Genomic DNA, 22,048 nt, shown 5'->3' on the forward strand with positions numbered 1-22,048 from the left:
CCACATAAAATTTCCATTGATTCAAATTGTCTTTCCGTAATCAACAAGGTCCGAATAGATCCTTCTTTAGGCAATGCATGTAATATTCTCATCCGATGTTTATTAGCTGCTTCTATACCGTTGCACAGGCGCACATAGACGGAAAATTGCATCATATAATATCCGTCTTTTAAAAGAAATTGCCGAAACTGCGTCGCTGCCCGTCGTTCTGCCTTTGTTCGAACAGGCAAATCAAACATGACGATTAAACGCATAAACCTACTCATACGCATGAATCTGCAAAGGCAGCAGTTCCGGCAGCAGCAAGCATTTTTCTTTTTCTGTATAGGTACGGATCAGGCTTTGCACCGTCCGTTCTATGGCGTAATGAACGGCATGAACTTCATTTCCGGAGAAGACATTACAACTTAATAATTGGACTAGCTCTCGACGTACTGCAGCACTCATCTCCTTTTCTTCCGTTCCAACATGCCGATACGCATATATGTCGACAATAGGCCGAAACGGTTCAATTAAGTCATCAGCTAAATTAAATGAATTTAACTCGCTATGATGAAATATTCCCAAGCTAGGTTCGAATCCGTATAAGGCCAGATACCGGGCAATGGAACCGCGAAGCACCGCATAGCCGTAATCCAGGATACTGTTTAATACATCACCGCTATGGCGAATAAATTCGTCTCCATATAAGGCTTTAAAATACACTGCCGCCGCAGTTCCCTCAGTGTTCGTGCTGTCGCCGGATTTAACCTTATCTATAAACTTTTTGACTACATTTTCTTTTCCGCACAGTTCCAGACACCGTCCCTGATTATAAATCTTTTGTTGTATAATCTGCTTCCAAAGCTGCTTTTTCCGCGGCCTTGTCTGCCCTATCTGCAGATTTATCATCTTCAATCGCCGGGAATTAGCCGCAAAAGGCAACATAACGACGCTGGGCAAGTGTTTCTCGTTGCACAATATGACGACAGCGCCGTTTTTTACTATCGTTTCCAAACAATACCCTGTAATTGCAATACGGCGATTATCTAACAGCAGCGTAGCGATATCTTCTATGGGAATATGATGAACCTGTTCAGCTTCTATAAAAAGCTGGCTGTTTTTCTGATATACCTTTACACCACTTTCTATGACGATATGTTGATACATTCTGCATCACGCCTTTATTTAAATCCTAATCTTTTTTCTTTCTGCACATAGTGTATATTGCCTAAAACATCTACTGTACATTTCTGTAATTTGGCAATCGTTTTGATGCCCATACTTTCTTTTACATAGGTATTATCGTGATTCAACACAGTAATACTGGCCGTGGAAATATTTGCTTTCCTATAATAAAGAAACATTTTCTTCCTCTCTATTTTCGGAGGCAAAGTACACCCTTTTACAGTATGAAAAGATACTGGGGTGGGGGATTCTACATAAATTAAATCATTGGGATACAGCGAAAACAAGAAATCTTCATCTCTCATAAATTTCCAATCATTGTATGATTTATTGGGAACTACAGCTTTATTCGGCAGCGTTTCTCTTACTGTATCTGCCACATATATAGGTACAAAATAATATGCATTTTTCCCTCTTTCTTCTACGCCAAACACGTCAATGCGGATCATACTTCCATTATCCGCTATACCTTTGCCTTGGTTCACCGTTACGTTCAAGCTCGATTTAGTCATAATTTTTACTTTTTTGACTTCTGGTCCAGGCGTCCCGTCAGATTTCGGTTTGTAAAAAGGATCTTTAAAAGCTTTGTTACCATCGCCGCCAAATTGCTCTAGTCGTCGTTTCAATGCATCATATAGTATTTTGTCGCTGCTAGGATTATAGTACCCTTCAATTTCACCATCTTTCAATTTCAAATTGGTCAAATCTGTCTTGACCATCGTATACCCATCCTGCTGCATTTTAGCGCTGCGTATCGTTTCCATATGAGCCGGCCCATGAACCTTGCGGTTAGGCATACGTGAGACAAAAAGCGCGGAAATAGTGACAATGCCTTCATATGTCGGCAGTTCCAGCGCTGCAATCGCTTCTTCCGGATTGTCGCTGACCCGAGCTTCCAATTCCTGACGGAATTTCGGCCATGGTTCAGGGAAGGGATCGGTTTTGCGCGGATTGGCAGTCTGCAGTACTTCTCCTGTTTCTTTGTCAACAATCGTACCGTCTGCCGTCATGAACTGCCGCAGCTCTTTTATTTTGCTGTAGCGGGAAATCTTATTGACTACGCCTTGAGTGACGCAGGCAATAATAACGGCATCAACGGCATGATGCAGGTCTCCGTTTTCGCGAATTTTAGAAATACCTAGCCGTTTGCGGACATATGCTGTCACAGCACCGTTTACGGGAATAATGCGTCGTTTTCTGTCTGTATATCCTTCTTTTAATGGGACATGCTGTCTCAAATAATTATACAAGTACCGGCTGATATACTGCGTATCCTGCAGATGTCTATCTTTCCATTCTTTTTCAGCGTCAGCAGAATAATTGACGCGCAGTAAATTATTTCGCTTTTTCCCATCAGAAATCGTACGCTTTACCCATCTGACAAACGCTTCTTTCCGTTCCGGCTTATCTTGAAAATACTCCATAGGCGTCCGATTGCCCTTGTCCCGGTTTTCTTTCGTCAACACTAATACCTTGTTGCGGTATGTATCATTAAAAGAACGGCTATACGGAATAATGTGATCTACTTCTGCATAGGTGGGATCATGAAGAAGACGGTTCACATCGAACTTTTTCTGAGAATAAGCGCAGTCGCCCTGTTGCTGTTCGTATAACTTATACTTGACAATATCCAACCCCGTCGGCTGCATGACGTCTAACTCATGGAGCTTAGCTTTGATTTTTTCATTGCGGGATTGATTGTCCTTCATAGCCTTTTCTAATTCGGTCCGCTCTTTTGCGCTTTTAGCCAGCTCGCGGGCTAATTCAATATGAATTTCCACAGGGGGGCATCCATATTGCCGGATAATCGCCTTAATAACTTTCAAAGCCTGACTCAACGCCCGTTTTACTACTGGATTCGGGATATCACTGATATTTCCCTGACTGCTTTTCTGCGGATCGTATCCAGCGATTTCACAGGCTTTTGTATATACATGGCCCTGCTTCAAGGGTTTCAGCAGCTTGTAGCAGGCCTTGACAGACAAGTGGCCGAATTTACTGAATCCCGATATATTTTCTAATAAAGCTTCGGCGTCGGCCAGCTCAATAGCATGTTCCAGTAAATAGTTTTTAATGGCTTCATCATTTTTGTAGACTGTAAACGCATAAGCAATGGCATCTATCTGCTCATGGCTTAATTCTGAAATACGATTTTTCTTCACCTTATCCAAAGCTTTGCGAATCGCATGATATTCTTTGACCCAGCTAAATTTTGCCTTCTTTTCTGCTTCTTCTGCCGTTTTATATTTATCTAAATTATAATTTACATCTAAAAAGCGAACTGTATCATCCAGTCCAAGCTTATTGCGAATATCTTTAAAAGTGATATTTTCTTTTTTCCAAGCGAATGCGGCCAACGTTTCTTTTTCCGCCTGTGACAAAAAACGATATGTCCCTTCACAGGTTACGCGAAGATGATTAATTTTCTGCCATATATTAAAAGCCATAAAGGCATAGCTGGCTTTAGGCGCTCGTTTTTCACCGTCTTCAAAGGTGCAACAGCCGATCATTTTTTCAATTTGGTTTCCGCTATATGGGCTGTTCATACCGGGACCTTCATCAAAATTGCGCTGCGCCGAAAACAGTTCCATATATTCTTCTTTTAATTTTTCCGATGCATATGCTTGCCCCAGATTCCGCTGTACGTCAAACAGAGTATGAATTTCATCAGTCAGCATAGCCCTGCTGACAGTAAACGTATAAGAGCCGCCTTTATTTCGTTTACAGGCTTTAAATTTTTCGTTTTTATACAGCATTTCACCAACTGTGCGATAATTTTTCAGGAGTTCTTGATTTTCCGTAATAGCATTCAGCATCTGGCCTTCATCGCCGCTGTCGCTGATATGTTTCCGATTGGATTTGAAACCACGGTGCTTAGCAAAGAAAATCAGCAGTCTGGCCCAATCTGAATTGGAAACAGGCTGGCTTAACGCCTGATACCGCAGTTCGTAAATATCTGTTTTTCCTGCCGCATCAGCATACAACACTGCGACTTGCTGTTCATCTAGTATATCATTCCGAATCAAATACCGCCTCACGCGATGAAGCCGAAACCGACGCCGTCTTGTTAGCCGACGAGCGCTGCGCGCCATCCGCCGCGGCGCAGCTAAGGCTTCCCCCGTCTTCGGCACTTCTGCTTTTTCAAAAATCCGGGAGTTTAAATCAACAATACGTATGGGCTCATCGTGTGTATCTAATTCCAATACAGCCCACCCCACAGATGCAATCCCAATATCTAAGCCTAGTACATAATTCATATTATCACTCCCTGTCTTTAAAATAAGTCTATATAAAAAGATAACGGTATGCCAAAAGGCATACCGTTAGAGCTTTGCGGTACCAACTACGTTGGACCTTATTGTAATAACCTAATATCTCTCGCTAAGATATAATTACTACATTTGTAGTATATAATAAATAAGCCCTAACGTCAATGCCATCAAAAGCCGCTTATATTTTATTCAATTTATTAGTTAATTAAATTTTAATATATGCAAAAAGAATAGTCAATACTATACGGGAAAATTCAAAGATTTCAATTTATTTGTTATAATAAGATAGCCATTATGCTGAAGCATAATTGTGGATTGAAATAATTTATTAGTGATGCATTCACTGCTCAAAAGCTCCGTTGGCAGATATATTCTGCTGCGGAGCTTTTGAGCTGCAATGCATTAAAAAAAATAGGACTGTCACACGAAGAGGCTAATGATTCTTCATGCGACAGTCCCTTTCCTTGACACCTATTCTACTGCAAGTTAACCCATTCAGGAATACGTACTATTCTCTGTAAAAATATTTATTTTTCCAAGGTCTTGACGAAGCCGTTTTCCTTCAGCCAGTCTGTATTCTTTTCTGTCAGGGCCTTCTGGAGATCTTTAAGGCTCAGGTTTTCTACTTCAATAATTTGCTGCGTCTGGGTGACGTATTTCGTTTCTTCATAAACGTAATCGCTTAATTCTTCTTCATCGACCAGATCCTTAATGGCAAAGCGGATATCTTCCGAATCCTGCAAGGTGACGAGAAGCTTGCGCCAGTATTCAAATTCTTCCTCAGTCATCGTAAATGCGCCGAAGTCGTCCGTATCCAGACGGTCCTGGGCACAGATGACGTTTTTGGCGTAATCTACGCCGGCAATTTTGTCGTACACATGCAAATTCCGTTCTTCTCCGTTTACATATATGCGCATACTGTTTCCTCCTAAATAATTCAGTTATTGCGTGTCATAACAGATTCAGAATACAAAAAAATCCCGCAGCCATGCTGCAGGATTTTTTATACTCATACTTAAGCTTCAGCTTCAACCGGGTATACGCTTACCTTACGGTTGTACTTGCCGGAGCGTTCGAAAGCGACTTTGCCGGCAGCCGTAGCAAATAACGTATCGTCTTTACCGATACCTACGTTAGTGCCCGGATGGAAATGCGTGCCGCGCTGACGAACGATAATGTTGCCGGCTTTTACGAGAACGCCGTCATGGCATTTTACGCCAAGGCGTTTGGATTCGCTGTCACGACCGTTACGCGTGGAGCCGGTACCTTTTTTGTGAGCGAACAGCTGCAAATTAAAATTGAACATCCCGTCCACCTCCTGACGTCTATGAATGGAGTATTACATACTCGCTGTATTGCTTGCTTATTTCTGTTAATCCTAATTCCATCGCGCGCAGGATGGCCTGCGGCGCGACGCCGTCTTTCATCACATGAACGGATAAAGAGCCTTCTCCTACGTCGTACTGCACATGCTGAGCATCGTAGTCAAGCAGACCCAATAATGCCGACTGTGCCAGTGCCGATACGGCTGCACATACGATATCGCTTCCGGCTTCACCGTACCCGGCATGACCGGATATATCGAACCCCGTAATGCGCTTCTCCTTATCACGCTGCAATGTAATCGTAATCATTAGCCTTCGATTTTTTCAATCGTAACCTTTGTGTAAGGCTGACGATGACCCATACGGCGACGGTAGTTGGATTTAGCTTTGTATTTGAAAATACGGATTTTCTTCTGTTTGCCCTGTTCCAATACTTTCGCAGTAACTTTAGCGCCTTCAACTACAGGAGCGCCTACTTTAACGTCTCCGTCGTTTACGACTGCCAAAACCTGGTCGAATACTACTTCGGAATCAACATCAGCAGCCAGTTTTTCGACAAAAATGCTGTCGCCTTCCTGAACGCGATACTGTTTTCCGCCCGTTTTAATAATAGCGTACATGAGTGACACCTCCTCATACATATACTCGCTGAATACGGCGCCCTTTGCAGGGACTTATGAGCCTCTCCATGCGGCTTATCCTAGCCACTTATGCTACGACTTTTCCAGTATACATGACAGCCGGTAAACTGTCAATAGAATTTTTCAAGATTTACAGCTATTTTTTCCAGACCTCTTTATCTGCCGTTATGGTTGAAATAATCGGCCAGCCCTTTGACGATGCTTTCGGCAAAATTCTGCTGCTGTTTTTCCGAATTGAGGGCCCGTTCTTCCGTCGGGTTGGAAATGAAGCCCAATTCCAAAAGGACGGCCGGCATATTCGTATGGAGCAGCACGTAGAAATTAGCCGTCCGCGTGCCTCTGTCGGGGAACTCCGTCGCCTGCATGTTCTGGTTGTGGATGTACTTGGCCAGGCTGTAATCATGAGGCGTCTTGCTGTTGTAATACGCCGTCACGCCGCGGGCGTCGGCCGAAGAGAAGGAGTCGATGTGAACCGATACGAAGGCGTCGGCCTTTGCCGCATTGGCGATATTGCAGCGGGCCTGCAGCTCTTCTGCTGCGGCATCGTACGGAGCATATACGTCGACGTCGGTCGTGCGGGTCATGATGACCTTCGCGCCGGCATCGTTCAGCAAATCGGCGATCTTCTTGGAAATCGCCAGGGTAATATTCTTTTCCTGAGAAATCTTGCCGATTGCGCCGACATCGGTACCGCCGTGGCCCGGATCGATGCAGATGACCTTATCCTTTAAGCCCTTGGTCAGCTTGTACGAACGGCTGCTGCTGTACGACGGCACCTTGACGGAATAGGTCGAGCTGAGGGACGTATTGTCAATGCCGATCTTAGCGTCGTTCCAGTGCATCCACTGCTTGACCTTGCCCGATTTGTCGTTGACGTCGATGACGACGCGGCATTCCTTTTTAGCCTTGTCCGTTCCCGGCAGGGTAAAGACGTTGACGTCGCTCTTGGTCACGGCCCGGGGGACCTTGATGTTGACATCTGTACCGGACGAACGCTGAGACAAGCTGATGCGGGACACGACGTTGCGGTCCGCATTGTACTTCTTTTCTACGTTTTTAGCAATCTTGGCGTTCGGCAGCGTCACGGTGACATATTTCCCGTCCTTATCGATAAAAAGGCGCGGCGTGACCTTGCTGTCCAATTCCAATACGGTTCGTACAAAAGGAACGTTGGCGTCGTTGCGGGTCGCCGTGCGGACGCTGGTGATTTCCGCCTTAGAAGCAGCCTGCGCCGGCAGCATGGGAATCAGGCACAGGAGCATCAGGAGCGGAAGTATAAAAAGTTTCTTCATCACGTATATCTCTCCTTTGAAAAAATTGACCTGTTTATTATATCACATGTCGCTGCCGGATAATATCTTTTTGTGGCAAAATTCCTATTCGTATTTTCGCTAATCCTTCAAGGCCTTCCGCAGCGCCGCGATTTCATCGCGCAGCCGCCGTTCTTCCGCGCCGTTGCGCTCGATGGTGATCGTATAGGCCATGCCCTCTGCTGCGCCGTCCGGCAGCAGCTCCGCCGGAATCTGCAGGACATGCTCATCGTCGTTCAGTATGATATAGGCCGTCGTCCCGGTAATGCGGTCGACGCTGCCGATAAGCGTCTTCATATTATCGCTCCTTTGTTATGGTATATCCCTGGCCGTCGCTGACGACGGATATCGTGCCGTCCCGGTCCGTCCGGTATACGTCTGCCCTTTGCTTTTTGAGCGCTGTCAGAACGGCGGCATGGGGAAATCCATAGGAATTGCCGGCGCCGCAGGAAATGACGGCGGCTTCCGGCCTCACAGCCTCGAGAAACGCCGGGCTGGAAGAGGTCTTACTGCCATGATGGCCGGCCTTGAGTATTGTCGCCTTCAAATCGTTTCGCCGGGCATGACGGAGAATCTGTTCCTCTGCTTCCCGCTGCGCGTCCCCCGTAAATAAGACGGAAAAGCTGCCGAAGGCTATCTTGCAGACAACGGACTGGTTATTAGTCCGGCCGCTTTCCGCCGCAGTCATCGCTGCCGCTCCTTCTGCCGACGGCCAAAGGACATGGCACACGACGTCGTCGGCAAAGGTAACCCTATCTCCCCTCTTTAAGGCTTTATAGGAAATCTTCTTACGCACGATGTTTTTTACGTAATTTTTATACATAGCCGTTCGGGACTCTTGCCCGTTATCGTATATTTGTTTTATGTGAAACTGATCGAACAAGGCGGCCATGCCGCCCAGGTGATCGCCGTGCGGATGGCTTATCAGCACGACGTCCAGCGTATGAACGCCCTTTTCCTTGAGCCTCTGTATCAAAGCCGGCCTGCCGTCTACGTCTCCCGTATCGACGAGCATATGCTGTCCCTTGTACTGCAGCAAGGCCGCGTCGGCCTGGCCGACGTCGAGGAAATGGACTTGCAGCTGCTCCGCCTCTGCGCCCGCTCCCCGCCCGCAGCCTGCCGCAAAGAGAAGGCACGCCGCCAACAGGATAATACAACAACCGGCAAGAGCCGTCCGCAGCGCTGCCGCGCGCCCTTTCATCTTAATCCAAGATCATCGGCGCCTGCAGCAGCGGCACTGCCATTTCTTCTTCCATGCGCCGGATCACGCCGGGCACGGCGTCGGCCACTTCCATCGGCGTAAAGCCGTACGAGCCGATCTGACGGCGGCAGGCGTCGCCGGCAGCGCCGTGGAGGTACACGCCGGCACAGGCGGCACTGCAAATATCGGGGCGGCTTTCCCTGGCCGATATAGCGGCAATCATGCCCGTCAGGATGTCGCCCATGCCGCCGCAGGCCATGCCGGCGTTGCCCGTCGGATTGACGTATACGTTGCCGGTCTTAGCCGATACGACAAGCGTCGGCGCGCCTTTCAAGACTAACGTGACGCGCCATTCCTTGACGAACTGCACGGCCGCCGCAAAGGGATCTTCCTGAATTTCGGCGACCGACAGGCCGCTGAGACGGCTGAATTCAGCCAAGTGTGGCGTCATAATGACCTGCCGGTCCAAGGAAGAGACGAAGTCTTTTTCTCCTGCCAGCAAATTCAAGGCGTCGGCATCCAATACGACAGGGCATTCGCCATGAGCTAATATCGCCTTGACAAAAGCCTTTGTTTCCTCATGTCTTCCCATACCGGGACCCATCGCGATGACCGACCAGGCGGCGCATTCATCCAGGACAGACACCGCGTCTGCCTCCGTAAAGTATTCGCCCTGGCCTACGCCGCGAACCATGATTTCCGGCTGCCGGCCGATGCAGTACGGCGCCGTCTGCGCCGGCACGCGCAGGAATACCTTGCCGGCGCCGCTGCGCACCGCGCCGTGCGCCGCCATCAGGGCCGCTCCGGCCATGTCGCTGCATCCCGTCACGATGCCGATTGTACCGTGGCTTCCCTTATGGCTGTCGGGGCTGCGCGGCACGAGGACTTCGGCAATATCCGACTCCTGCAGCAAATATGCCGGTTTCTCCTCAGGCTGTACCAGCAGCGGAGCCGGCATACCGATAGCGTCCAGCTCTACATGGCCGGCGCAGGTACGGCCGGGATACAAGACCAGCCCCCGCTTCAGAGCGCCGAAGGTAACGGTCATATCAGCAAACAAGGGGCCGTTCTCTTCTTCATCGCTGCCGCTGACAGCTCCCGTATCGGAATTGACGCCAGTCGGCACGTCGACGGCAATAACCGTCAGCGTGCCGGCCGCGGCGATTTCATTAATCAGGCCGACGATGGACGAAACAGGCTCTCTGAGATTGCCGTGAAATCCCGTTCCCAGCATAGCGTCGACGACGACCTGGCAGCTCTGCAGCCGCTGCCGCAGTACGCGCCACTCCCGTTCCGTGCCGCCGAAATAGGTCAGCAGGCACGATTCGTCGTCTTCCATAGCCTGCAGCGTGCTTAAATGCTGCTGCGATTCATCGCTGTATTCTTCGGCTTGTCCCAGGATGTACACGTAAGCCCGGGCTCCGGCCGCTGCGATATGGCGGGCAATGACGAAGCCGTCGCCGCCGTTATTGCCCTTCCCGCAGACGACGACTACGTCCTTGCCGGCCCAGCCGTGAATATATTCGTCGGCCCGTTCCGCAACGGCATGGCCGGCATTTTCCATGAGTACAGCCGGCTGAATGCCGTACTTGCCGTGCATGGCCGTATAATCCATCTGACGCATCTGCGCCGCCGTATTTAACTTCTGCATAGTGATTCCTCCTCGTATGTCTATCCTTCCATGACGACCTGCGCAATGGCATACGCTCCATCATGACTAATGGACAATGCCGGCAGTTCCCGGCTTATCGCCGCAGCCGCTTCCTTATACCAGCCGTGCAGGACAAATACAGGCGCTCCCAGCTCCGTATGGCTGACTTCCACGTCCGTCCATTTTCCCTGCCGGAACCCTGTGCCCAAGGCCTTAAAAAGAGCCTCCTTTGCCGCAAATATGCCGGCCAGCGAAGCATACTGCTGTTGCTGCCGCCGGCGGCAGTACGCCAGCTCGGCTTCCGTAAAAAATTTTCCCAGGGATCGTTCGTGGCGGCAGGCCATGTCCTCTATGCGGCTAATCTGCACGATATCGATTCCGCACCTCATCATACACCTCCAAAAAAATGCCGCAATCCCCCCAACAGGAACTGCGGCATAGTATGTTTACCATTTCTGCGTTCGGATACAAACGGCCAGGCCTTCCAGCAGCGCCCGGAACGTCGCGAAGGACATTTCCATGTCGTCATACACGGAGCTTGCAACCTTATAAGACAACGTAACCTGCTGCTTCTGATAATCGTAAATCAGGCCGTGCAGGTTCGACTCAAAGGTATACTTCGGCGCCGGCACTTTAAATTGAGGCGGCTTTTCTATCATCAGCCCCCGTATCATGCGGTCGATGAGCACCCGCTTCGGAACCTCTGGCTGCAGCATTTCATCTACAAAACTATCCAATACAGACATTATCCACCTCAGTGTTCGTCAAAGAAATGGGCGTGGATCGCCTTGACGGCCGTATCGACGCTTTCTTCGCCAATCAGGCAGGTAATGCTGATTTCAGACGTGGAAATGATTTCGATGTTGATATGGTTGTCCCCCAATACGCCGAACATGCCGGCAGCAATGCCCGGATGACCAGCCATGCCGGCGCCGACGATGGAAACCTTGGCCATCTTGTCGTCGACGAGGATATCTTCGACAGGCATTTCTTCGCGCAGGTGGTTCAGAATATCCTTCGCAGCCGGCAATTCCGTGCGGGCAATCGTAAAGGTAATATCCGTAACGCCTTCCTTAGCGACGCGGACGCTCTGCACGATCATATCGACGTCGACATGATGGTCGGCCAGCGTCGAGAAAATCTTGTAAGCGTATCCCGGCTGATTGGGAATGCCTAATACCGTAATCTTAGCTACATTTTTATCCGAAGCGACGCCGCGAATCAAATACTGTTTAATTTCCATTGAGCAAACCTCCTGAATCATAGTGCCTTCATCTTCCGAAAACGTAGAGCGTACGTGGATGGGAACGCTGAAGCGGCTTCCCATTTCAACGGCCCGGGGCTGCATGACGCCGGCGCCGAGCTTAGCCATTTCCAGCATTTCGCCATACGTGATTTCCTTCATCTTCTTCGCATCGGAAACGACGCGGGGGTCCGACGTATATACGCCGTCTACGTCCGTATAAATTTCGCACACGTCGGCGTTGATCGCGCCGGCAATGGCGACAGCCGTCGTATCCGAGCCGCCGCGGCCCAAGGTCGTAATATCGCCGTGGCCCGTAATGCCCTGGAACCCTGCGACGACGACGACGTTGCCTTCGTCCAGCGCTTCCATAATGCGGTTCGGTTCTAAATCCAAAATACGGCCCTTATTAAAGGCGTCGCTCGTCTTGATGCCTGCCTGGGCGCCCGTAAAGGAAATCGCCTTCTGGCCGGCTTCCTGGAACGCCATAGCCATCAAGGCAATCGATACCTGTTCGCCCGTCGAAAGGAGCATATCCATTTCACGTCCATATGCTTTTGACGTTATCTGTTTTGCCAACGAAACCAATTCGTCTGTCGTATCCCCCATAGCCGACACGACGATGACGATTTTGTCCCCCTCTTGTTTGCCCTTCAAGACACGCTGTACAATAGTGCGCATTTTGTCCGGCGTCGCAACAGAACTGCCGCCAAACTTCTTTACGATTAAAGCCAACTCAAATCCCTCGCTTTATTAAAATGTATGTGTCATGGAGTATAATTTTTTGACCATATAATTGAATAATATCATGTCGTCATAAAATTGTAAAGCAAAAAAAGGCTCTCTGCCGCAACAGAGAGCCTCCTATAGACCATGAGACGAGTAATCAGTAAGCCGAGTTTTGTTCTGCCGATGGCAGCGACAATCATCTATCTAGACATACCATTGCTGGCATGTTCAAGCGACACAACCCGGAAGATCAGCGGGCCGCTTCATCCCTCCCCTATTCGGTCTTGCTCCAGATGGGGTTTACCTAGCCAGTAAGTTACCTTACTGCTGGTGCGCTCTTACCGCACCGTTCCACCCTTACCGCTTGCGCGGCGGTACACATTTCTGTGGCACTATCCCTAAAGTCACCTTCGCCGGACGTTATCCGGCATCTTGCCCTGCGGAGCTCGGACTTTCCTCTAATGCAAGCACTAGCGATTGTCTTTCATACTCGTCATTTAAAAATCCTACACTAATTCGGCCCATAAGTCAATACATAACCTGAGACTCTTCTGCTTATTCTGCCGGCAGCTATATATACATCTATTTTAATGAATCCTGTTTCTTCGCCCGCCGGGCTGCTGCACAGCCGGCCACAGGCAGTCGGCTCGCACCTTGGCCTTGAGCTTATCTACGGCCTGCCCGACGATGTTGCAGGCCTGCGGCTTCGACAAGCCGTGAAGCGCGCCGATCGTCTCATAGGTATAATCCTTTACGTACCGCAAATACAAGAAATGACGTTCCTCCTCGGTCAGACACTGCTCTATACGCTGTACAGCCGTATCAAATGCGCAGACCGAATGACGGAAAAGGGCGAACTCTGCCCTCTCCTCCTGCGGGAACAGCATCCGTTCGACAGCCTGCCAATAGGCCTTGAAATGCCGGCTTTCCCGCCGAAACGCCGTCTGCACGGCTCGCCGCAACGCCGCCGGCCCTTCGTCCTTTCCGTCCAGATCAAACGAATAAATACATTCCAGTACGGCCAGATGGCCGTCGAAAGGGCCTCGTCCAGCGAATCGTAGCAATAGCGGTATTTCCGGGCATATTTGTACAGCAAGGGCCGGAAAACCTGCAGAATAGCCAACACAGCCTCTCCGTCGCCTGCCTGCGCCTGCCGTATCCACTGCCGAATGATGTTGTTCATGAGTGTCGCCTCCTTGATAAATATACTCTGCTATAAAACATAACGAGCCGAAGGACATCCCCCTCGACTCGTTATGTTTATCAAAAAATAATCATGCAATATTTTAGAATTAGAAATGATATGTTACGTTGACCTGACCGCCAAAACCGTCCCGCTGACCTGCAAAGCCAAACAGCGTGCTGTCTATCGTCCATTTTTCATTCGGATTGTAGACGTAACCGGCTTCTCCAATAACCGTTCCACCTTTCAGTGAGCTGGAGCGGATATCAAGCCCCTGCGCCTTGCCGGTGCTTTCGCCATCAAACTCATAGTCATAGGCTGCGCCGTAGTACCACGTGCTCTTGTCCGTCTTGTAGTCGTTGAACCGCACGCCAGCACGGATACGGCTGCTCGTTACTTCGTCTACTTCAAATTGATCCGCACCAATCTTAAACGAATCATCGCCAATGTGGCTGTAAAAATACTTGGCATATACATCAAACGTATCCTTGTCATTTTGCCTGAAGATACGGCCTATACCGACGTGAGCCGCCCAATAGCTGCTGTCTGTATCGTAATCATACAATTTTTCATTGCTGTCCATAAGGCCGTTTTTCAGCTCATTAGACAGCGTTCCGGCATGGAAGGATGCTTCGGCGTAGATTCCATTATTCCAGTCGTACCGGCCCATGAGGCCGCCGCCGTTATATTCAAGATCACCGTCGCCGCGCACATCCCCTCCCAACACATCAGTTTGCGTGGCATAGCTACCGTTCCCATGTTCGTAGAAGACAGCCCAAGCAAAATCGCCGTTGCTATGCTTACTCTTATTGCCGACACCGAGCACTTCCGTCCAGCCGTAAATCTTCAAATCGTTATTCGTGTCGTAGCGGCTCTTGCTCCCCGACGAAACAGCAAATACCTCCGTACCATATGTATTCCCCCAATGGAGATTACTTGCCAAATCCATTCCTTGATTTAATAACGCCATGCCGCCAGTACTACCGCTAGTAATAACTTTCGTCTGCTCTTGAGCTTTTACCTCCGTAATTTTCAAATTTACATTCTTATTATCTTCTGTCATATAATAGTTCATTGACAACTGCTGTGCTAATCCTGCAGTTGCAGTAACATCTCCAGCAACCTCTTCTCCACTATTTTTCAATAAACCTGTAATCTCATCACTACTAGAAATCAAATGCATTTCTTCTCCAGCTTTAAAGTTCTGTCCTCCGGCAAAACTATTTACTTTAACCGTCGTACCGCCACTTGATTCTGATAAAAATGAGATGTCATCAGAAGAAAGAATTGTTTTTCCATTATTCCAACTTAAAATTTCAAATTCAACTTCGTTAAAATTAGCAATCTGCTTAGCGGAACCTTCCCATCCATTTATGATTAGCTTATTTCCTGTATTTTCTTTACCTTCAGAAGGAACACCTTTAAGAATCACATTATCCAAATTAACATTATTTTGAACTTCAATACTATTATTTTTTGCATCACCTCTTATTCCTCCGTCACCAGCAACAACCTCTCCACTTATTATTCCTCCTTTGATAATAATCTGATTGTTTTCTACGCTACTAGAAACCATGCCCACTATTTGCCCGCCGTATATCTCGACATTATTCAAAATACCTTCAGTAATGATAACACTATTATTGTAAGAGTTTCCCATTTCCCCACCATATCCGCCAACAATAGCTGTCCTCTCTAAATTTCCGCCATTAATTTCGACCTGATTATTATAAACGTCTGTATCACCAAATCCTCCGGCCACATAGCTTTCTATCGTTCCTCCATTTATGGTTACCTTATTATTATGAATGGTACCACCACTCTGAATATACCCACCATATACATTGCGAGCACTACCTCCATTCATAATAAAGTGTCCACCAACTGCAACCGTCGCAAAATCAGATCCAACAGCCGTAGCCTTATTAGTAACTGTACCGCCATTCATAGTAACAGTTGTACCTTTCGAAATTTGATCTCTATTACCAGAAACAAACACATAAGAATTTTCTCTATCATCAATCTCCGTCATATATTCCCAATCAGAGGCAGCCTGCACAGATGAGCCACTAAATCCACCATTGGCCAAAGCTAATATACCTGCTGTTATCAGTAAATATTGAGTTCTTTTCATAAAACTTCTCCTCTCGTTATATCCTATTAATTATGTGCTATTGCGACGCTTTTCATTTACGGTCAAATCCTTCGCTGTAAAAAATTTCGTTTTCCTTACAACAACAAGACCAAAAGTTGGGCAAAACTCCTCCACAAGCAAAGGTCTTTAAAACAGTTTCAACACAGCATAAATCCCCCATCACGTCGATTCATTCATAACACTGCAGCACGTATCGCACGCCGCGCCATGGACGATAGGGCCTGAAAAAAGCGCGCAAAAAAGACAGCCTACATCGTTCGCCTGTATGCTGTCTTCCATATATGTCTATAACAGGATATACGAGTCCCTGTATTTGTATCTTTAAGGATATATTACGCTTTAATCCATACCCCCCCCCCGGTATGTAATTTGTTCGCGGCGCCGTTCCATGCCGATACTACGTCGTTTCGCTTCCACTTCGTGCTCATCCAATTCACCTCCTCTCATCGATTTTTGAATTTTAGTGTAACAAATATATGGACTATTTGCAACCTATATGCAGGATTGGAAACAATCAAAACCACTAGTAGAACTGGTGGTTTGATCGGGCCCTATAAGGGCCTACTTCCTGTAGTTGCACTCTAAAGAGGGCACTGAATACATCCAGCAATCACATCCCTGCCACGGGCTACCCCCTATTCGGGTCCTTCATTTCTTTAAAATCTAACGTGTCCATCATCATATCTTCCTGTAGTTAGGTGCGTATGTATTATTGACAGGAACCTCCCATTCTATATGGGGATGTGGTTGCCAGACCATTTTCATTGCATCATAGAAGGTTCTTTCTTTTTTTATGAGGAATATATATCTACCCCTAGTGCAACTAGGGGTTTTATCATGCCTATTCGGCGACAAAAATCAGCCTGTTCCTCTGCCTGCGCAATACACGGCATATATACAGAGGAACGGGCTGTATGGGAAGTCTTTATCTTAGTATTATCAGGTAGTTACGCCTTCAACGCATTGCGCAGCTCCTGCACGGCTGCCGTCATGTCTTCTTTTCCGACAATGGCCGATATCATGGCAAAGGAACGGAAGCCTTCCTTATATAATGAGCCGATATTCTCCAGGCTGATGCCGCCGATGGTTACGACAGGAAGGGAAAAATGCAGGGCAAAGCGCTTCGCTTCGTCCGACACGACTTCATGGGCGTCCTTTTTCGACGCCGTCGGGAACATGGGGCCAAAGCCGACGTAGTCGGCCCCGTCGGCCAGGGCCTGCTTCATTTCGTCAATTCGATTCGTCGACACGCCGATCACCACGTCGGGGCCGGCCAGCTGACGCACGACCGTCGCCGGCGCGTCGTCCTGGCCGACGTGAATGCCGTCGGCGCCGCAGGCAATCGCCAGATCGACGGAGTCGTTCATGATGAACGTCACCTTATGGTCATGGCACAATGCAGCAATGGCCGTCGCTTCGGCGTATTTTTCCCGCCACGTCTTATGCTTTTCCCGGTACTGGATAATCGTAACGCCGGCCTCTATGAGCTGCCGCGCCGCGTCGATATTGCTCCGTCCCAGGGATAACTCAGCGTTGCCCATAATCGCATAGATGGGGTCGCTCATCAGTTGTCGTATATGTTCTTCTTTTGTCATGTCCTATCGCCTCGTTTACTTTATATAGTGGAACATATCGCGGCTCGTCGGGTCGCTGATACATTCGACAGCCCATTTTCTTTCCCGTCCGGCTGCCCGCAGCCGTTCCTGCAAATCGCTGACGACGGGGTATTCCGTACCGAAATGGCCGCCGTCGGCAGCGACGATGCCCAGCTTCACCGCTTCCTGGGCGTCGTGGTAGCGGATATCGCCGGTCAGATAGAGCTGCGCGCCCGCTTCCTTGGCCAGTTTCATAAATCCGGCTCCGGCGCCGCCGAGGAGGGCCACCTTGGTAACCATCGTATCGGCGTCGCCGGCAAAGGGCAGGACGTCGCGCTTCAGCACCCGTTTTATCTTCTGCAGGACGATGCCTGCCGGTTCCGGCGTCGGCCAGAGCCCGACTCGTCCCATGGCATACTGATGGCCTTCATTAGCCAGGGGATATACGTCGTACGCCGGTTCCTCATAGGGATGGACTTGTAAGACCGCCGACAACAATGCCGGCAGCTTCGGCTGCGGTACGATCGTCTCGATCCGTTCTTCCCGTACCGTTTCCACCGTGCCGACGGAGCCGATAAAGGGGTTAGCGCCGGCGCGGGGCTTAAACCGCCCGTCGCCCTTCACCGTAAAGGAGCAGTCGCTGTAATTTCCCGTATATCCCGCGCCGGCTGCCGCCATAGCCTGCCGGACGGCTTCGCTGTGGCTTTCAGGTACATAGACGGCCACCTTGTACAACGGCTCCTTCACTCCCGGCACGAGGCCCGTGACCTCCCGCAGTCCCAGCCGCCGGGCCAGCACGTCGTTCACTCCGCCGTCGGCGCTGTCCAGGTTGGTATGGGCGCTGTACACGGAAATATGATGGGCCAGCAGCTTCTGATACATTTCTCCGTCGTACGTATCGCTGCGCAGGGCCTTAATGCCGCTGAAAATAATGGGATGGTGGCTGACTATGAGATTGACGCCGTGCGATACGGCATAGTCGACGCTGTCCCTCATGACGTCCAGCGTGACCATGATCTTCTGCACCGGTTCGTCGGGACTGCCTACGAGCAGCCCCGGATTATCCCAGGACTCCTTCAGCGAGACCGGAGCCCATTCCGTCAATACCTTTACTACCTCTCCGACTGTAACTGCCATATGATTTCCCTCCAATGCCTGATTTCCTCATCCAGCGCCTGAATCCGCGCCGACATATCGCTGCGGCTCTTTGTCAATCCGATGCGAATGTGTTCGTTTTTGTCGATGAGCGACGTTATCTTTCGTACCAGCAGGGGATGCTTCCGCTGCCAGTTGACCGGGCCTATCTCACAGAGCCAGGGTTCGGGTACTGCTTCCCTGCCCGGCACGGCCCGCATCAGCTCGTACAGCCGCCCGTCTTCGACGAGCATCTCTTCGTCTTCTATATGCCAGCCCGATTCGTACAGGTACTGCCGGACCGCGCCGCTGTCGCTCTGGGGCTGCAGGACAAGAAAATCCATTTCCTGCCACACGCTGGGCGACGCCTGCAGTATACGGACCATCAGCGGGCCGCCCATACCGCAGATGACCGCTCCGTCCGCCTCGCCGGGCCGGATGCACGTCAGGCCGTCGCCCAGGCGGCAGTCGATGCGGTCGGCCAGCCCCGACTGCCGGACATGGACAGCCGCAGCCTGCAGCGGCCCCGGCACGATATCGGCGGCAATGGCCTTGGGACAAAGCCCTTCCTGACACATGTAAACGGGAATATATCCATGGTCAGTGCCGATGTCGGCAATGACCGTATGCTTTGGAATCAAAGACGCCGCGGCGGCAAGCCGTCCGCTCAGTTTCATAGCAACACTTCCTTTAGTATCCATTTAAGTCTTTACAATATACTGTATTTATTATAGCATAAATTATAGCACAGAATAGCAATAGGTTCCTTCACGTACGCCCTATGATAAAAAAGATGAGCTGATCATGATCTGGAACATGGAACGGCATCCTGCGCCTGTGTATAGGAATACTTCTTTTTTATGTGCTGCTGACGCCTATCCCCTATCCGTATCCGGATACGCTCGTCGTGACCGATGCTTCCGTATCTGACGAAGACATCGTCCGCCGCATCATGGAGCAGCAACTGACGTATTATACACGCATGGGCCTGCTGTATCCCGACCGCATATTCGCTTACGAAATCGTCCGCATTATCCCCGCGACAGACGCGACAAAGCCCAAGGAGCCCTTATACAGCGTCGTCTACTCCGTTAAAAACTATTGGCAATCCCCTGCCTGGACTGCCGGGAACGGCCGTATCGGCGAAGACCATTGGATTCGCAACAAATCGATGATATATCGACTGGTCAAAGACAGCAGCACGTACCGCCTCGCCGCTGTCGGAACGGGGCTGTAATCTTACCTATCATAATTATAAAGGAGAAGCTCATGAAACTCCCCTTTACCATTACCTGCAAAAGCATTGTCATATTGGTTATCGTCTGTATCTGCGGCGTCGTGCATTATGAAACGACACCGCCCCGCCAGCTGTATCCTGATACGCTGAATCTGATCGAAGCCGGCGGCCTTAACGACTCTACTATCGTCTACCGCATCGTCGAGCAGGAATTGGCCTTTCACAAGAGCAAGCGGCTCCTCGTAGAAGGGAAGATTTTCGATTATAAAAACATCTTCGTCATTCCCGAAGAAAATCCCGAAGACCCGGAGGAAAAGCGGTTCCGCGTCACCTATTCCGTCCAAACGAAGGACGATTACTGGAAATCGGACAACGGCGAACCATGGGAAGACGACTGGATTTTAAATAAATACACCTACGTCCGCCTGGAAAAGGACATTACGAGATACCGCCTCGTCAATCTCGGCCCCAGGCCATAGAAAAAACCTGCCCTCATGCGAGAGCAGGTTCTTTTCATATACCCATGATGTTATCAGAAGCCGCCGAAGCGATAGGAAATACCTGTCACAAAGCCCTTATAGGTGACGCTGGGGTCATTGCCATGACGGCCTTCCGTATCGATATACCGATAGCCGGCATTGATGTCCAGATCCGGCGTGACGCCGTAAGAAAGGCCGGCTTCCCATGTCGTCGTGTTCTTTGTGCCTACACCGACCTTGCCGTAGACGTCGAGGTTATCTGCCAGCGGAGCCTTGCCGATGAGGCCGACCTGCATGACGTTGTTCGTCGTGCTGCTGCCGTGTTCCCATTCGTTTTCAATGCGGTTGTAGCCGGCATAGGCCGCTACGTTGTCGTTGAGGGAATACAAGAGGTTGACCTCCTGCTGATTGCCCGTCGTAATGTCATGTCCGTTGACATCGGTCTTTAATCCTGCGTACTGGTACTGGATAGCCACGTCGTCAGTCAAGCCGTACGTAACGCCGCCCTGGAAGTTCCAGTTCGAGTCGGAACTGCCGCCAGATTCAACTTTCGGATTCCATGCGCCTACATCTACCTGTACAGCTCCTTCCTGGAAGGTAGTCTGCGGAGCTGCGAACGCAGCGCCGGATACACAAACTGTCAACGCTGAGAGCACTGCAAATAATTTTTTCTTCATATAAATCATCCTTCCTGCTATTGTCTTTTTTATCTCTCCCCCTTGGGATTGACTACAGTATAGCAGTATTCGGCGCGCTTGTCACGTTTTCCAGAATGAATAACTATGCATTATTTCAATCTTGTTACAGCGTGATGCTGCCATAAAATATCCCTTTATTTTTGCGCAAACACTGTTGCTTTTCATTGCATTCTATATTTCTTCCATGTATTAATATACTATAATTTCATCTATATAATGCAGGTGCAACACATGCGGCACCATCTGGAAACAAAACTGTAACAAAACCGTACCGGTTCCGTCACAACTGCCGGAATAAGAAAAAGTAAAATCTTTCCTCGCCCTCTTGATTTTCATATGAGGCCCGATGTGGTAATATATACTATAGCGTTATAAAGAATGATTGGAATAGGAGCTTGATACTATGTCGACAACACCCGAATATATGCCCTGGGAAGAGCAATCCTTAAAAACGAAGTTGTTTACCTTTCACGGCCGCCTCAGCCGGCGCCATTATATTTACCTGACAATCCTCACCTGGGTACTGGCCGGCGCCATTTCCTATTTGCTGCACACGGCCAGCGCTACCCTTGGGACGATGACCGGCGGCATCTGCCTTATCGTCGCCGTAATCCTGGCCATTCCGACGACGATCATTTCCCTTTCCATCGCCGTCCGCCGCTGGCATGACCTGAACAAATCCTGGCAGTACGTACTCATCAACGTCTGCTGCGCCTTTGCCGGCGTCTTTTCCTTGTTCCTGTACGCTTATTTATTCATTGCCAAGGGAACGCCGGGGAAAAATCTCTATGGCCCCAACCCGGCAGAGCCCTGGGAAGGCCAAGCAGAGTACGTTCCTCCTGCCGTACAACGACGGCTGGAAGAAGAACGACTGAAGAACGAAACGGAAGAAGAAAAAGCCCTGCGAAAGGCAAAATCGCAGGAGCCGGCCTATACGATGGACCCTTCGCAAAAGGATCAGCCCGACGATACCTCGACGGAACAGCCCAAAGAAAAACTGTAATACACGACAGAAAACAAGCGCAAGC

General features: G+C 49.5%; 23 protein-coding genes and 1 other RNA gene. 3 read left to right on the forward strand and 21 right to left on the reverse strand.

Annotated elements, in window-relative coordinates:
* The 20 genes from cas2 to E0L13_RS01680 form a co-directional block, all read right to left on the reverse strand.
* Nucleotides 1-254 (reverse strand): CRISPR-associated endonuclease Cas2 (cas2, locus tag E0L13_RS01580; RefSeq protein WP_206081459.1); only part of this gene is annotated, 254 nt, incomplete at its 3' end.
* Between the two features lie 4 nt (nt 255-258).
* Entirely contained in the window at nt 259-1,149 is an 891-nt protein-coding gene (cas1, locus tag E0L13_RS01585) for a type II CRISPR-associated endonuclease Cas1 (RefSeq protein ID WP_168059809.1), read from the reverse strand.
* Nucleotides 1,150-1,163: 14 nt separating this feature from the next.
* Complete coding sequence (gene cas9 / locus E0L13_RS01590; RefSeq protein ID WP_168059811.1) at nt 1,164-4,424, reverse strand: type II CRISPR RNA-guided endonuclease Cas9; 3,261 nt, start codon at nt 4,422-4,424, stop codon at nt 1,164-1,166.
* Nucleotides 4,425-4,966: 542 nt separating this feature from the next.
* On the reverse strand, nt 4,967-5,356 hold the full coding sequence (locus tag E0L13_RS01595; protein ID WP_168059813.1) for a hypothetical protein: 390 nt from the start codon (nt 5,354-5,356) through the stop codon (nt 4,967-4,969).
* Between the two features lie 98 nt (nt 5,357-5,454).
* On the reverse strand, nt 5,455-5,745 hold the full coding sequence (gene rpmA / locus E0L13_RS01600) for a 50S ribosomal protein L27 (RefSeq protein ID WP_087478492.1): 291 nt from the start codon (nt 5,743-5,745) through the stop codon (nt 5,455-5,457).
* A gap of 19 nt (nt 5,746-5,764) precedes the next feature.
* On the reverse strand, nt 5,765-6,073 hold the full coding sequence (locus tag E0L13_RS01605; protein ID WP_095628686.1) for a ribosomal-processing cysteine protease Prp: 309 nt from the start codon (nt 6,071-6,073) through the stop codon (nt 5,765-5,767).
* Nucleotides 6,073-6,384 (reverse strand): 50S ribosomal protein L21, encoded by a 312-nt coding sequence (gene rplU / locus E0L13_RS01610; RefSeq protein WP_087478490.1) that lies wholly within the window; start codon nt 6,382-6,384, stop codon nt 6,073-6,075. Before rplU ends, E0L13_RS01605 begins: the two co-directional genes overlap by 1 nt.
* Before the next feature lie 176 nt (nt 6,385-6,560).
* Nucleotides 6,561-7,697: an N-acetylmuramoyl-L-alanine amidase gene (locus tag E0L13_RS01615; RefSeq protein ID WP_154877627.1), complete on the reverse strand. Its 1,137-nt coding sequence runs from the start codon at nt 7,695-7,697 to the stop codon at nt 6,561-6,563.
* Between the two features lie 99 nt (nt 7,698-7,796).
* Nucleotides 7,797-8,012 (reverse strand): DUF3006 domain-containing protein, encoded by a 216-nt coding sequence (locus tag E0L13_RS01620; RefSeq protein ID WP_168059815.1) that lies wholly within the window; start codon nt 8,010-8,012, stop codon nt 7,797-7,799.
* 1 nt (nt 8,013) lies between these two features.
* Nucleotides 8,014-8,916, reverse strand: a complete 903-nt coding sequence (locus E0L13_RS01625; RefSeq protein WP_168059817.1) for a ComEC/Rec2 family competence protein — start codon at nt 8,914-8,916, stop codon at nt 8,014-8,016.
* Between the two features lies 1 nt (nt 8,917).
* Nucleotides 8,918-10,567: an NAD(P)H-hydrate dehydratase gene (locus tag E0L13_RS01630; RefSeq protein WP_168059819.1), complete on the reverse strand. Its 1,650-nt coding sequence runs from the start codon at nt 10,565-10,567 to the stop codon at nt 8,918-8,920.
* A gap of 20 nt (nt 10,568-10,587) precedes the next feature.
* The gene (gene acpS / locus E0L13_RS01635) at nt 10,588-10,959 is read right to left on the reverse strand and encodes a holo-ACP synthase (RefSeq protein WP_317239267.1); all 372 of its coding nucleotides are present in this window, start codon (nt 10,957-10,959) and stop codon (nt 10,588-10,590) included.
* A 54-nt stretch (nt 10,960-11,013) separates the two neighbouring features.
* Nucleotides 11,014-11,313 (reverse strand): hypothetical protein, encoded by a 300-nt coding sequence (locus E0L13_RS01640; RefSeq protein ID WP_168059821.1) that lies wholly within the window; start codon nt 11,311-11,313, stop codon nt 11,014-11,016.
* Nucleotides 11,314-11,321: 8 nt separating this feature from the next.
* Entirely contained in the window at nt 11,322-12,545 is a 1,224-nt protein-coding gene (locus E0L13_RS01645) for an aspartate kinase (protein WP_168059823.1), read from the reverse strand.
* 140 nt (nt 12,546-12,685) lie between these two features.
* Nucleotides 12,686-13,032, reverse strand: an RNA gene (gene rnpB / locus E0L13_RS01650) — RNase P RNA component class A.
* Between the two features lie 94 nt (nt 13,033-13,126).
* Complete coding sequence (locus tag E0L13_RS11825) at nt 13,127-13,603, reverse strand: sigma factor-like helix-turn-helix DNA-binding protein (protein WP_240924628.1); 477 nt, start codon at nt 13,601-13,603, stop codon at nt 13,127-13,129.
* Between the two features lie 228 nt (nt 13,604-13,831).
* The gene (locus tag E0L13_RS01665) at nt 13,832-15,856 is read right to left on the reverse strand and encodes an autotransporter outer membrane beta-barrel domain-containing protein (protein ID WP_168059830.1); all 2,025 of its coding nucleotides are present in this window, start codon (nt 15,854-15,856) and stop codon (nt 13,832-13,834) included.
* 968 nt (nt 15,857-16,824) lie between these two features.
* Nucleotides 16,825-17,472: a thiamine phosphate synthase gene (gene thiE / locus E0L13_RS01670; protein WP_168059832.1), complete on the reverse strand. Its 648-nt coding sequence runs from the start codon at nt 17,470-17,472 to the stop codon at nt 16,825-16,827.
* A 15-nt stretch (nt 17,473-17,487) separates the two neighbouring features.
* Nucleotides 17,488-18,609 carry a Nif3-like dinuclear metal center hexameric protein gene (locus E0L13_RS01675; protein ID WP_168059841.1) on the reverse strand — a complete coding sequence of 374 codons (1,122 nt, stop codon included), beginning with the start codon at nt 18,607-18,609 and terminating at the stop codon, nt 17,488-17,490.
* Nucleotides 18,585-19,283 (reverse strand): class I SAM-dependent methyltransferase, encoded by a 699-nt coding sequence (locus tag E0L13_RS01680; protein ID WP_168059843.1) that lies wholly within the window; start codon nt 19,281-19,283, stop codon nt 18,585-18,587. The genes E0L13_RS01675 and E0L13_RS01680 overlap by 25 nt, the downstream gene beginning before the upstream one ends.
* Nucleotides 19,284-19,468: 185 nt before the next feature.
* Here E0L13_RS01680 and E0L13_RS01685 point away from each other — a divergent pair, with 185 nt between their 5' ends.
* Together E0L13_RS01685 and E0L13_RS01690 are read left to right on the forward strand one after the other, a co-directional pair.
* Nucleotides 19,469-19,843, forward strand: a complete 375-nt coding sequence (locus E0L13_RS01685) for a hypothetical protein (protein ID WP_168059845.1) — start codon at nt 19,469-19,471, stop codon at nt 19,841-19,843.
* A 32-nt stretch (nt 19,844-19,875) separates the two neighbouring features.
* Nucleotides 19,876-20,322, forward strand: coding sequence for a hypothetical protein (locus tag E0L13_RS01690; RefSeq protein WP_168059847.1), 447 nt, complete (start codon nt 19,876-19,878; stop codon nt 20,320-20,322).
* 53 nt (nt 20,323-20,375) lie between these two features.
* Here E0L13_RS01690 and E0L13_RS01695 read toward each other — a convergent pair whose 3' ends face one another.
* Nucleotides 20,376-20,999: an outer membrane beta-barrel protein gene (locus E0L13_RS01695; RefSeq protein ID WP_168059849.1), complete on the reverse strand. Its 624-nt coding sequence runs from the start codon at nt 20,997-20,999 to the stop codon at nt 20,376-20,378.
* Nucleotides 21,000-21,423: 424 nt separating this feature from the next.
* Between E0L13_RS01695 and E0L13_RS01700 the strand changes: the two genes are divergently transcribed.
* Nucleotides 21,424-22,023, forward strand: coding sequence for a DUF805 domain-containing protein (locus E0L13_RS01700; RefSeq protein WP_095628674.1), 600 nt, complete (start codon nt 21,424-21,426; stop codon nt 22,021-22,023).
* Nucleotides 22,024-22,048: the final 25 nt, after the last annotated feature.

Source organism: Megasphaera sp. SW808 (assembly GCF_012027795.1).
Classification (GTDB): domain Bacteria; phylum Bacillota; class Negativicutes; order Veillonellales; family Megasphaeraceae; genus Megasphaera; species Megasphaera stantonii.